Genomic DNA, 12,702 nt, shown 5'->3' with positions numbered 1-12,702 from the left:
TTTTTCACTTGGTTACTCCTACTATGGGCATTTAGTTCGACGTGGTGCAGCTAATCGGCCCTTTTATTAGAGACAGCTTCATTTAGTTCGATCAACTGAAACTAACTCATCAATATCGTCCCTGCGGGACACGCTTACCTTTACCTTCTCAAACCCATGCTGATACATCGGATTATGATTTAGTTTCATTTTGCTAACTTAATTTTCATACTGTTTGAAAAAAGCGCTGTTTAGTTTCATTTCACGAAACTAAACAGCGCTTATTCACTTGGTTACTCCTACTATGGGCATTTAGTTCGACGTGGTGCAGCTAATCGGCCCTTTTGTTAGTACCAGCTTCATTTAGTTCGATCAACTGAAACTACCACATTAACGTCCCTGCGGGACACGCTTTCTGTTAACAATTTGGATTAATGAAGGAGATACAGAGACGCTGGCGTGTTTCGTTTGCTGTGGATCGCTTTCGTCACTGCGAGACACGCTTTCAGTTTGCACACTATTCAAAATACGAAAGCGATTATTCTGCCTTTTGCCCGCCGATTTTCCGCTCGTAATGGAAGCTTTCGCCTTTTTCGTCGATCACGTCTACTGTAATCAAGCTGCTCTGGTTATCGTCGATAAATTCGCCGGATGCCAAATATGTGTACTTGGTGAAGCCCGGATATTCAAACAGCTCGGCAGCGGCAGGCTGCAGCTGCAGCGGTATCTTTACAGCTTTTCCGCTCTGATCTGCAGCAGCAGCATCAGCCGACACCGGCGCCCCCAGTCCTTCAGGCAGCCAAACATCAAGCCGCGCAGCCTGCTTCTCCGTCTTCTCATCAGCAGAAATACGCAAGCTCATATGCGCTTTCTCCCCCATCACATGCCAATAGATCGGTTCGGATAATTTCTGCGCGGCATCAGCAGCCGGCGGCGACGTCGAAGATAGCCAGCCTGCCAGAACGAACAATGCGACTGCCAGCAGCACTTCGATTCGAACGCCGAGCAGCAAGCCGCGCGCGGCGCTTGCTTTCGCGATTTGCGGCATGAACACCAGCTTATGGAGCGCAGCAATGACAAGCACGAGCAGCGTGAAGAATGCTTTTGCCATAATCAGCTTGCCATAAGCGGTCGATACCAGCTGCCCCCATGCGGATAGCCTTGCAGCCGAGAGCCATATTCCGCTTATCAGAATAATCACGATGCTTGGCAGCGCCCATGTTGAGAAGCGCACAGCCGCTTGGTTCAAGCGGTCCATAGCGTTCCGGTAGAAGGTTAACGAGAGCAAGCCCGCAAGACCGCCGAACCATATCGCTGCGGCGCACATATGAACCGTATGCAGGGCAACGGCCAAAGCTGCGTCCTTCACAGCCGCATATGCATGACCCGTCAGCGGAAAGGTCACGATTAGCGCTGCAGCAGCGGCATATTTGACGCGACTCGCCCACAGCTGTTCCCGGATAGGTGCGAAAGCAAGCAAAAGCGCAAACAACGCGAGCGCAGGTCTTAGCGTTGCCACCTTCCCGATCATCGTTCCGCTCGCCAGCATATAAATAGAAGCGCCGCCGAATTGATCCGAAAGCATTGACAGGCGGGTTACTCCGGAAAGGATCCAGACTAACGCTGCCGCGCCAATAAATAGCCGTTCTGCCCGCAGCGAGAATCCAAAGGGAGCCACTTCCTCATTGTCTCTCCAAATGACGTATCGGAAAAACATCATTCCCGAGAGTATTACTCCCGTCAAAATATCGAGCACGCGCAGCGCGGCCATGAGACCATAACCGCCTGCGTGATCATGCTCACCCTCCTCGGCATGGCTGCTGCCGCTGTGCTCGCCGTGACCGCTATGATTGCCGGCTGCTGCCGCTTCAACTGAAGCGGCTTGCTGCGATGCGCTATCAGCATCCGGGGATTCAGCGGCATCATCTTCTGCAGCCTCATTGCCGGTTAAATCATCCGCCGGTTCGCTTGCGCTGCCGGAAGCATCATTTGTAGCTTCCCCCGCTTTATCCGGCGCTGCTGCCGGTTGACCGCTGCTATCCTGAACAACAGCAGAGCTTGGCGAAACGCTTGCTGCAGGTGCGGGAGCATCGGTCGGCTTCGGCGCAGCAGTTGTCCTTGGCGCCGTTCTCGGCGCTTTCGTCGGCTTTGGCTTTGGCTTAGCCGAAGGAGACGGCTTATCGGCCGCCGCTCCGCTTCCTGAGCCGCCTCCCGTGCTTCCTGTGCTGCCTGCGGAATTCCCGTCCAGTGATACCGTTTCATCCGGCTTGGCCGCTTCCAGCTTTACGCCTACAGTGAATTGGAAGGTGCCGTCTGTCATATGCGAATCAAGCGAAAGCACCTGCCAGCTTACTTGATAGATGCCTTTTTCCAGCTTCGGTATCGTGTAAATAAGCGTTAAGTCGCCTTCACCGCTGAGCGATCCGGCTATAGCGGCGCCGTTATCGATCCTTTGAAGCGAAATATTGCTTAACTTCGTATCGATCTTCTCGGTAAAGGTAATTCGAATGGCGGATGGAGACTTCGTCAGCTCTGCATCCTGATAAGGTGACGACTGCGCAATATAGGCATGCGCCGAGACTAAGCCCGGCATGCATGCCCACATCATAATCAATATCGCTATTCCGTTCATTAGCTTCTTCATCAGCAAGCCTTATTTCGTGTAGATCGCAACTGCTGCTTGATTTCCGCCAACAGCCGGGAAATATTCAACGTATGCGCCTGCCGCCTCCGCTGCGGAACGGAGCGTAACAGAACCTGTGCCTTTGTAAGCAGCGTTAACATATTGTTTAATGAAAGAAGCGTCTACCTTAGTCGTACCTTTCGAAATCGTTAAGCTGTTTACGGCTGCCACATTTCCATTTACGTAAATATACGGTTTAGGAGCCGATACGGAGCCCGGCAGCTTCGTCGGTTTATTTTGAACCGTGAAGGTCATCGTCGCTTCATAACTCGTTGCGCTGTATTCGCCTTCTTTGGCTTCCGCCGTATTTGGCTTAGCACGCACCAAATAATAATCGGCAGCGCCCGTAGTAAACGAAATCATCCCCTTCGCATCGGTCTTCAGCTCGGCGGCTTCCGAATTGCTGCGGCGAATAATATCGATGGCTGTGTCGGCAAGCGGCGCGCCTTTTAGCAGCAATTGAATCGACACTTTCTCATCCGGTGTTACCGCAGCAGGATTGAACCTTGGAACCAGCTCTGCCCGGTCCGGGCTAACTTGCTTGGAGAAGCCTGTAAGTGCTTTAACCCGATCAAGAACAGGAATGTCGCCTACCGCCACGAATGATTTCGCGCTGCGCAACGTGCGGCTTGCGGCCGTTGACCCCTTAAAGACGCTGTCTGATTCTGTAGAGATAATGTATGCGCCCGGCACGTTCGATTTAAAGGACGCTACAAAATAATTGTTTAAGGCTGGCGCTGTTTCCGTAGCCGGCTCACCGGTGTAGAAGCGCGTGCCCGTAATATCAGATTTCACGCCTGCTGGCGTCGTAACGTACACCTTGGAAGTGCTGCCCCATTGTCCGTCGATCCGGAAGCTTTTGTGCTCGTTAGAATGATTTCCGAACAAGAGCTCAACATAAGATACCTGACCCTGCGCTACAATCGGAGCACTAGTCTGTGACCAACCGTCATGCGCGAATGCCGGCACTGCCGCGCCTAATGTCATAACGGCAGCTAACGCTGCTCCTGCGATTTTTTTCCGAAATGTCATTTTCAAAAAAACTCCCATCGATTTGGATTCATGTCCAAATTGTAACAATGGGAGAATTGCAGTACATGACTCGTTAGAGCTATAGTGCTGTGAACGATATGTGACAATGGCTTCATTACGCGAATGTAAACATTAAACGCTCAAATTGTGCCGCCTTGAACGGTCTGCTTTTGCAGCAGCCTAAAACATGTACTCGGAAAAATCAATTGGTTGCGCGTTAATCCTTTTCTCGCTTTCGCCATCGCCGTCAACGCTAAGCTGAAGCACACTAAGGTCCAAGCTCGTATATCGGACGCTCAGCTTTTCTATGGATGACCAAACAGGAGCGTTTCGCCTAGCCTCGGCTGCGAATGCCTCCAAGCTGTCTAGGCCCCTTTGCTCCGCATCCTTATGACTGATTACCTCTAAAACAACGCCGTTTAGCGGGCCTACGCTTGTCACGACATATCGATCGGCCAGCCGTACAATCTCGAATGGCTGCATTAAATAGACCGCCCAATAGACTTGATCTGTCTGTCCAAGCAGAACGCCCGGCTCTTGCTGCCACTCGGCAATCGGCAATATCCCTACGATTTGATGAGCTGCGCCGGCTGGAAGCGGATAAAGCGCGACAATCGTATTTTTGTGAAAAAGAACTTCCGTATGCCCGGTTTGATGTCTCGGATCATCCCCTGTATTCGGCTCTGCCGGATGAAAGAAGTAAGCCTGATTCACGCCGCTGTTCCGGCCTAACGGCAAAGTAATGTCCCAGCGGTGCTGCTCGTTATCAAACTCCTCATACCGCTCCCACATCCCACCGGCCGCAAACTCGGAAGTAATATAAGCATAGCTGTGAAGAATACTCGTTCCCGCATCCGAATGCTTCGTGACGGCCTTCTTCACTTCGGCTGGTTCGCTTCGGTTAAGCGCTGAGCGACGCGCCGCCTCGGGCGCCTCGTAATAGAGGAAGCCGGCATACTCGGTCCGGGGCATTTCCGCGGGAAGCTCGAAATCCCCGAACTGCACATAGTCATGCAGGACGTTGCTATCGAGCGGAATATCATGCTTTTGACCGCGGCAATGCGCGCCAGCCCAGGCCCCTTGCAAATAAAACGCCGCTCTCTCGTTCCAGAGATAATCCAGCATGTCGCTTAGCTCTTTTTTGATCGACGGATCGCTGATTTGATGCCATGCGCATGTATATGCCTGCACCCAGTGCCAGAACCAGGGCAAGCTTCCGTATTCGGACATTCCATGCTTGCGGACATGGGCTAAAGTCAGCTGGAGGTTGCTGCGCCCGTCACGGATCAGCTCGGCGTCCTCGTACAATTGACCGAAAATCAGCTTTGCGGCTGTATATTTGGCATCGTGATGACCGAATACATTTTTTTGACGATAGAAGCCGCTCCGGTATACGTTTACGAGTGCCGAATCAAATGCCTGGGCAAGCATCTCATCAAAATGATCTTGGTAGCGGCTCGCAAAGAAGGCCATCAGGCTTCCCATGAGCTCCACGGGCAGTACATTAGGCTTCGCCTCGCGCGGAGCCTCCCCGAGGTTTAACGGCCAATGGCCATAGGTGGCGCTTTCACTATTTTGATCCTGAAGGCGAAGCACTTCCAGCAATATACCTTGCGCTATTCGTTTGGCAGCTTCCGCCTCGAAGGGCAGCTGCTCCGGGAAGTCGACTGCGGCCGCGAACAAATAGGAAGCATAATAAAAGTTATCGCGAATATCGTGATGAAACCATAGCCCGCTGCTTAGAACGGTCCGGCTCTGCGCCAGTATCGCTATTTTTCGTATTATCTCGTTTTGTCTAGCTGTGAAGCTCATTTCATCGGTCTCCTTCGATTTCCTATGTTTCTTCTTATCATATATAATTTCAAATGCCAGCGATACCTCTGCATTGTCTTCTATTCAAAATAATGATAGTTTTGAGAGAAAGGATATCTCTCCTTACAGGGGGGACTTCATAATCGACTAAGGAGTTGAAGGCATTGCAAAGCGGCTACGCATCGGTTACCTCTCTATCAACCGCAGCGAATTTTATATTCCGGTCAGAGAAGAAGACGACCATTACCTTTCGATCGTACATACGGCCGAGGGAGTATGGTCAGCTGCAATTCAAGTTTTGGCACAGCAACACCGTCGACTCCACATGGGCGGACGGAACCGAGTCGAAAGCAAATGACCTGGGCGGATGCTGGCGGATCGAATCCTGCTTCGTGGCGGACGGCGGAGAGCTGCCGGACGGCAGCATTGCAGCGGAGGCAGAACGCCCTGTCATGTTTGACGGCTCATCCTCCAAAGATGTGCAGCGGGGGGAGCGGTTTTGGAGTGACTCGGCCTCGGTATACATACCGGAAAATCATTTTCTGGCCTTCAGCTGGTCGATCACATTAGACGGCTTTGAGGAAGGGCTCCCGTTCAATACAGAGACCTTGCTCGCAAGCGCGTATGAAGCAGACGGCAACCTGGCAGGTCAGCCATCCGCGGATGGTTACATCCCTTCAGGCAACCGCCAGGTGCTGCCTTCGCTGCTCGCCTATGAAAGAGCCGTATCGAAGCAGATCGTATTTCTCGGCGATTCCATAACGCAAGGCGTTCGTACCGAGCAGGACGGATACGCCTTCTGGGCTGCAAAGATCGCGGCAGGCTTAGGCCCAGACATTGGCGTATGGAACATTGGCAGCGGGTGGGCCCGCGCTTACGATCTGGTAAACGACAGCGCTTGGCTGTCCAAAGCGAAGCAAGGCGATGAGGTCATTATTTGCATCGGGGTGAACGATATCGGTACCGCGAATCGCAGCGCCGGGCAATTGATTGCCGATATTACGTCGGTCATCGATCAGCTCGTGGAAGGCAAGCCGGACCTGGCAATATGGCTCTGCACGCTGCCTGCGTTCAACTTCGCGGGAGAAATGGAGACCGTCTGGCGTACCGTTAACGCGTGGATTCGCGATTGCAATTTAACCGGTGTGTCCGGCGTGTTCGACATCGCTGCCGTACTTGGCCAAGCGGCGCCGAATGACCAGCTGCTTCATGAGGCCTTTATGAGTCCTCATGACGACCCTCATCCGAACGGCCTCGCGGGCACGGCTGTTGCCAACGCTTTCCTCGCATGGTATAAGCATTAAACGCGGAGAAGCATCCGTGAACGCAGTGAATCTGCTTCCCGGATGCTTCCCTATTTGGCTTCCGTCCAACCCAATATGAACGATCTAAAGCCGCCTTTTACCGCTATAATGGCTCCTGCAGCAAAAAGCCAGCAGTCAGATCGGACGCTCGCTTCGTCTCCTTTTAACCTCTGAGCCCGCGTTTACTGATATACCCGTCAATCAACAGCGCCAGCACAATCCCTACGCTGTACCTTGCCAAATCAACCGTTAAAAACCCGCTCCCCAAAACTAAAGCTCCAAAAAAAGTGCTTCGGATTCCATTAATCCAACCGGCTTGATACAGCTGGCTAAGCTCAATGCCAAAACAAAATAAAACACTAATCAGCGCCGCCCACCCAAGCTTCTTATGTACCCATACGGCACGAACGCCAAAATAAATCATGCTCGCCCACAGCGCATCGCCAAAATGCTCCGCAACGAAAGCGGGCAGCTCACCTGCAAACTTCCTGGTGCTAAAACCGAATATCATAGCGATTACAGCTGCGATCATGTACGGTATCCTCGTATAAGGTACCATTGCCCGCTCCCCCACTCCAATCCCCATCTGAGGCTTAAATTCCGGGATTGCCTGAATTGCTTTGGCTGCCCAATTCGTTTCTTGCGGCAAAGCAATCGTTTAACACCTTACATATTTGCGTTTGAAGCCAAGTTGCCCTTTATCTACTGCCTTTTGAATATTTTCGGTTGCGAGTAGAAACTTGCTTTTTGTCTTGTCCCGTTTGACTTCTACCGGGCCTACCGCCTTTGCGGTCTCAACCGCCTTATCATGGAGTGGCAAATAGGATACCCCCACTGTGTAAAGATAATTATTCATAGCGTATTTTGTTCGTTCGGGAGAATCGTGAATCGTATTTTGCACAATTTCAAGCATATTGGCAAGTTTGCTTTCGGAAAATTCACCGTCCGGTCGACTACCCAAAAGCCAGCAGTAACAACTCCAGCCCGCTGACATTCTCAGCTCTTCGCCGCTTGCGATCCATTTATCGGCAACTTCTTGTGCAATATCTGTTTCTGCCAAGGTTACTGCCACTACATAATCGGAAAGCATATAAAAATAAGCCGAATCTATCCAACGATTAAAATCAGCTTCAGTCATTGCTTTTGGGTCTGCAATTACGCCGGCAAAGTACATGGCGTCGTAATTCCCCGTTGTGTAAAGCTGCTCAGCCAAAGGTTGGTTTTTTTTGATTTTCTTGGCGATGGGCTTCATTGCGCCTGTAGCCACACCAAAAAGCGGTTCGTGCGCGCCATTGGATACGTATATTTTCTTGGTTCGTTCCTTGCTGAGAGCTTCAAGCTCCTGCATAACCATTTCGAAATTCATTGTTTAACACTTCCTTATTTGTGAAGGATTTCTTCAATTTTATCATATCCATACACTGGACAGCGATCCCTTCTCGGTCTTCTCGGACTGAATTTCGTGAGTTACGCCTGTTTATTCCGCCAATAGAATCCATATTAGTTGTGCAGCCTGATTAGATTGTCTGTTTGGATTTCGCCCCAAAATATTCTAGAACTACCTCACGGAATTCCAGAGCAGCCCGAGAAATATACCGACTCTTATGCCACAATAAAGCTATCTCTCGTACCAATTCGTGATTCTCTACTTGGAGATATTTGATACGCTCACATAAATTCCTTGCCGTGCTTGGTATGAAGGCTATACCAACTTCTGCTTCCACAAGAGAGCTTAGCCTTGCAGGTTCATCCCCTTCATACACATATTTAGGTACAAATCCAACCGATTTGCATATTAAATCCACTAAATCGCGAGTACCGTAGCCTTTCTTTACACCGACAAACCATTCATCCCTTAGATCTGCCAAGGATACGCTGCTTCGATCTGCCAGCCGGTGCCCCTCTGGAACAGCTACGAGGATTGGGTCTATGAATACGATTTGACATTCAATATCATTTTCTTGTATAGGAGGTGAGGACAAGCAGAAATCTACCTCTCCTCTATGAAGAAGCGTAACCATTTCCTGCGTGGTCAGCATTTGCACATGAAATTGGATATAGGGCCGCTTTTTCCGAAACTCCCTAAGGATATTTGGTAATGTGCTTGCGGTGGTCACCGCCAATTCGAGTGTGCCATGATCCGGGCTCGATAAATCGCGAATCTCCTGCTTCCCCTGTTCCAATTCAAACAAAGCCCTTTCTACACGGCGAAGGAATCTGCTCCCAAACTCATTCAATCGCAGCTTCCTCCCTATCCGATCAAATAGAGGAGCCCCTAAATCCTCTTCCAAGCGTTGAATCGTTTTGCTTAGTGACGATTGAGTAACGTGCAGACTTCGTGCAGCTTCAGTCACATGTCCCAATCGAGCTACCGCTTGAAAATATTGCAATTGAAGAAGTTCCATTTCGCACCCCGATTCATTCCCTCAAGTCAATGAAATCATAACATAAAATGCGTTGGAATGAATAATCGATTTCAAGTACGATGACATTAATACGCTTCGGGAGGGATCAAAAATGAGTGTTCGCAGCAAGTGGTTGATGATTTCCGTTGGATTTGGGGTACTATTGAATCCATTAAATTCTTCGATGATTTCTGTTGCTATTGTAAGACTGCAAAATGTGTACCGCATTGACTTTACTGTTGTTTCCTGGATTATTTTTTCTTTCTACATTGCAAGCAGCATCGCTCAACCTGTCATGGGAAAAGCCAGTGATTTATTCGGTCGCAAGAAGATATTTCTTACCGGGCTTGTTGTAGCCTTCGTGGCATCATTATTAGCTCCTCTATCACCAAACTTTGGGTGGCTCATCGTGTTCCGCATTGTGCAATCCATCGGAACAAGCATGATGGTTTCAGTAGGAATGGCCATTGTGCGAATTCATATTACGGAGAAACGAGCGACTGCGCTGTCAGTTTTGTCTATATTCCTATCAGGAGCAGCAGCAATTGGTCCCTTTATTGGCGGGGTCTTGATTCACTGGTGGGATTGGACTGCAATCTTCTTTGTCAATATTCCGTTCGTGGTGACAAGCTTTCTATTGGCTTGGAGGAATATCCCTAAGGACGAACCGCCAACATCCGTTGCACTCGGCATGTCCTTTCGTAAATGGTTTGATTTGATTGATGCGTCAGGAGTCCTGCTCTTCACAGTGGGTCTGGTTGCCCTACTCGTTGGATTACTCTCAGTAAAATCATCTGGGCATGTCTCATTTTGGAATGTCATTGTCGGATTGATAGGCCTCGTCTCACTTTGGGTTTTCGTAAGACATGAGTTAAAAGCGACGTCACCCTTTGTTCCTTTACGCACATTCGCCAAATATCCTGCGATGACTTGGATCAATGTCGAATTCATACTCGTTAACGTACTTTATTACTCGCTCTTTTTCGGGCTTCCAACCTACTTGCAAATGGTACGTCATGTCAGCGAATATCATACAGGGATTCTCATGCTCAGCTTAGGTTTGTGCTCGCTCGTTGTTTCTCCAATAGCAGGACGATGGATCGATAAATCAGGGCCTCGACCAGCTTTGTTAGTATCCGGAATACTGATGACACTTGGGTCAGTATGGTTAACGACATTGAATCAAACTTCACCGGTTATCAGTGTGTGTATGGCGTTAGCTGTATTCGGTATTAGCAACGGGTTGAACAATGTCGGTATGCAATCGGCCTTGTTCAATAGTTCTCCAAAAGAAATTATCGGTGTAGCATCCGGAGTATTTATGACATCGCGATACATGGGCACCATTCTCTCTTCATTGTTGCTAGGCATCGTAATGGGAGATAAGTTCAGCGCCGGAGGCTTTCGGCTGCTTGGGGCTATCCTCTCGGTAATTGCTTTGTCCTTGGTATTCATGAGTTGGCGGCGTCGGGAGTCAGCGCAATTGGCAGAGTCGTAGGTTCACCAAGTTCAATTAGAAGGATTGTCGATGTCGTTAAGATATTCAGATAAAATTATCACCTCATCCTGCTCGGCTCAGAATTTCTTTTACAAATTCGCTCTTAGCACTAAACAAGTGAACTTTGACATGCATTAGCAGTTTTTATATTGATCAATAATATAATCCGAGGTGCGGATAGCCAACGCTACGGTGGTTAGGGTAGGGTTGGGGGTGCCACTTGTGGGAATTACGCTATTGTCTGCAACAAATAGCCCCTTAATGCCGTGTATTTGCCCATATCTGTTGGTCGCAGAGGTAAAGGGATCATCTCCCATCCGGCATGTTCCGGTCTCATGCGCTTCCAATCCTGGGGGCATTAGGCAGATGGCAGGCCGGTCTCCCCTTGAAATCAAAGGGGTTCTCATTACTGAAGAAATCTGTTTCAGCGTTTCCGCCATTTGCTGAATAACGATTTCATCTCGCGTGCTGTAATTGAATTGAACCTGTATTTCCGGTATACCGTACTCATCTTGCCTGAGCGGATCAAGAGTGACTTTGTTCTCGAAACGGGATTCGACCCTGCCTGTGCATAAAAATCTGACCTCCAACTCCGGTGACAAAGGTTCTTCTTTAAACTGAACCCATTCGTAATTTCCTGGTCCTAAAATTTGGAATTGATAGGGGCGATTTTCGGTTCCCGGAATTAAAATACGAAGCGGCCCTAGTATCTCCGGAAACTCGCTGCGGTTTAGTTTCCCCGTGGCGCTCAGCCTGGAATGGTTGCTCAAATAATGACCGATCGCCCTTCCTTGAATCCCCGAGTTAAGCAAAATGTGCGGTGTTCCAAACGTGCTCGCTGATAGAACTACGTTCTTCGCTTTCAGAAAATAGGCCTTCTTCTCCGGCGACATCACTTTCAGACCTACGACTTTTTCCTTTTCCGTAAGGACTTGGACTCCCCGGGCTTTTACAGCCAAATCGAAGGGTCGATTCATCGCTTTCGCAATGAAAGTTATGGAGCTGAAAAAAGCGTTGGAATTCACCACTCCAAATTTTGTCGGTTCGAGATCGACTGCTAAAGGTTCATCCATTGATTCGGGAAAACCGTTCCCCTGAAGCCGATGGAGAAGAGTTTGCGTGATCGAAGAGCCTTTGGTGAAGGACTGTGTCACGTTCATAACCCTCTCCGCAAGTTTGTAGTAGAACTCCATCTCATTAACGGTAACAGGCCACCCGGCAATTTCAGAAACATGCATGCGGGGACTGACCGTCCACCAAAACAGGGTTCTTCCCCCCAATGCATAAATTTGGGGCGAGGGATATTGAAGCGGCGATTTACCAACGCTGAAGTAATACTTTAACAAACGTTCAGGATCCAATGTAGCGATATTCTGAGCATTTGTCGGCAATAAGAGATCGCCTGCTTCAACGACACCGATCCGTTTTCCATTGTTCCCCCATTGTTCGCTTAATCTCCAGAGAACAGCGCCTCCTCCTGCCCCAGTGCCGACAATGAGCACATCATATTCCGTTTGCTCCATTTGCTCAAGTGAAGTCAGAGGCACCCATTGCTCCCGGTAAACGGGATTCTCCGGGCAGTTCGGAATCTTTGTCTTATTTATGTAAATTCTAGTATGACTAGGTAGTTTTACTTGTATACCTGTGATGTCCTGATCAGCACTCAGCACATCCGGATTGAGTTTGATGAGTTCCTCTAAGCAGATATCCTGCGCCACACTAATAGTTCTGAGGCTATCTCCGAAATTAGCAATATAAATCCTCAATATTTTCACCCCCCCTTTCAAGCTGATGATATTCCTAAGCATATATATGATGTGAGTGAAGTATAGTTGCAATGTATTTTCCAGTTGAATGAGGAAGACGGCAGCCAGTTACTGAACTGCACCCCGTCAAGTAGACAGTACAAATAACAAAAATCAATTAAGCGGCCTTGGTCCTAAATTCCATCGGACTGAGGCCGTTTAGTTTTGCTTGTAACCGTTCGTT

9 protein-coding genes are annotated in these 12,702 nt (G+C 49.3%); 2 read left to right on the top strand and 7 right to left on the bottom strand.

The features are described 5' to 3' along the window. Positions 1 to 517: 517 nt before the first annotated feature. From AC0YNZ_RS30765 to AC0YNZ_RS30755, 3 genes are all read right to left on the bottom strand, one after another. A complete protein-coding gene (locus AC0YNZ_RS30765) occupies positions 518 to 2,623 on the bottom strand; it encodes a copper resistance CopC/CopD family protein (RefSeq protein WP_475830177.1) in 2,106 nt (701 codons plus the stop codon). A 9-nt stretch (positions 2,624 to 2,632) separates the two neighbouring features. Further along, on the bottom strand, positions 2,633 to 3,694 hold the full coding sequence (locus AC0YNZ_RS30760; protein ID WP_475830176.1) for a DUF4198 domain-containing protein: 1,062 nt from the start codon (positions 3,692 to 3,694) through the stop codon (positions 2,633 to 2,635). Between the two features lie 180 nt (positions 3,695 to 3,874). Next, on the bottom strand, positions 3,875 to 5,506 hold the full coding sequence (locus AC0YNZ_RS30755) for a hypothetical protein (protein WP_475830175.1): 1,632 nt from the start codon (positions 5,504 to 5,506) through the stop codon (positions 3,875 to 3,877). Between the two features lie 164 nt (positions 5,507 to 5,670). On the opposite strand from AC0YNZ_RS30755, the gene AC0YNZ_RS30750 reads away from it, so the two are divergent. Beyond that, complete coding sequence (locus tag AC0YNZ_RS30750; RefSeq protein WP_475830174.1) at positions 5,671 to 6,810, top strand: SGNH/GDSL hydrolase family protein; 1,140 nt, start codon at positions 5,671 to 5,673, stop codon at positions 6,808 to 6,810. Between the two features lie 163 nt (positions 6,811 to 6,973). Here the strand turns inward: AC0YNZ_RS30750 and AC0YNZ_RS30745 are convergent, their stop codons facing one another. The 3 genes from AC0YNZ_RS30745 to AC0YNZ_RS30735 form a co-directional block, all read right to left on the bottom strand. After that, a complete protein-coding gene (locus AC0YNZ_RS30745; RefSeq protein ID WP_475830173.1) occupies positions 6,974 to 7,369 on the bottom strand; it encodes a ribosomal maturation YjgA family protein in 396 nt (131 codons plus the stop codon). Positions 7,370 to 7,468: 99 nt separating this feature from the next. After that, entirely contained in the window at positions 7,469 to 8,176 is a 708-nt protein-coding gene (locus AC0YNZ_RS30740; protein ID WP_475830172.1) for a DNA alkylation repair protein, read from the bottom strand. 151 nt (positions 8,177 to 8,327) lie between these two features. Next, entirely contained in the window at positions 8,328 to 9,215 is an 888-nt protein-coding gene (locus AC0YNZ_RS30735) for a LysR family transcriptional regulator (RefSeq protein ID WP_475830171.1), read from the bottom strand. Between the two features lie 112 nt (positions 9,216 to 9,327). On the opposite strand from AC0YNZ_RS30735, the gene AC0YNZ_RS30730 reads away from it, so the two are divergent. Continuing rightward, complete coding sequence (locus AC0YNZ_RS30730; protein WP_475830170.1) at positions 9,328 to 10,713, top strand: MFS transporter; 1,386 nt, start codon at positions 9,328 to 9,330, stop codon at positions 10,711 to 10,713. 134 nt (positions 10,714 to 10,847) lie between these two features. Here AC0YNZ_RS30730 and AC0YNZ_RS30725 read toward each other — a convergent pair whose 3' ends face one another. Next, complete coding sequence (locus AC0YNZ_RS30725; protein WP_475830169.1) at positions 10,848 to 12,488, bottom strand: GMC oxidoreductase; 1,641 nt, start codon at positions 12,486 to 12,488, stop codon at positions 10,848 to 10,850. Positions 12,489 to 12,702: the final 214 nt, after the last annotated feature.

The sequence above is a fragment of the Paenibacillus sp. J2L1-98 genome (assembly GCF_056269405.1).
The sequence above is the reverse complement of the archived record's forward strand: the minus strand, read 5'-3'. Positions and strand labels throughout refer to the sequence as shown.

Bases quoted from the DNA above. Each gene is read 5' to 3' on its own strand.
- AC0YNZ_RS30730 (WP_475830170.1), top strand. From the start codon at position 9,328: ATGAGTGTTCGCAGCAAGTGGTTGATGATTTCCGTTGGATTTGGGGTA.
- AC0YNZ_RS30740 (WP_475830172.1), bottom strand. From the start codon at position 8,176: ATGAATTTCGAAATGGTTATGCAGGAGCTTGAAGCTCTCAGCAAGGAA.
- AC0YNZ_RS30735 (WP_475830171.1), bottom strand. From the start codon at position 9,215: ATGGAACTTCTTCAATTGCAATATTTTCAAGCGGTAGCTCGATTGGGA.
- AC0YNZ_RS30745 (WP_475830173.1), bottom strand. From the start codon at position 7,369: ATGGTACCTTATACGAGGATACCGTACATGATCGCAGCTGTAATCGCT.
- AC0YNZ_RS30760 (WP_475830176.1), bottom strand. From the start codon at position 3,694: ATGACATTTCGGAAAAAAATCGCAGGAGCAGCGTTAGCTGCCGTTATG.
- AC0YNZ_RS30755 (WP_475830175.1), bottom strand. From the start codon at position 5,506: ATGAGCTTCACAGCTAGACAAAACGAGATAATACGAAAAATAGCGATA.
- AC0YNZ_RS30765 (WP_475830177.1), bottom strand. From the start codon at position 2,623: ATGAAGAAGCTAATGAACGGAATAGCGATATTGATTATGATGTGGGCA.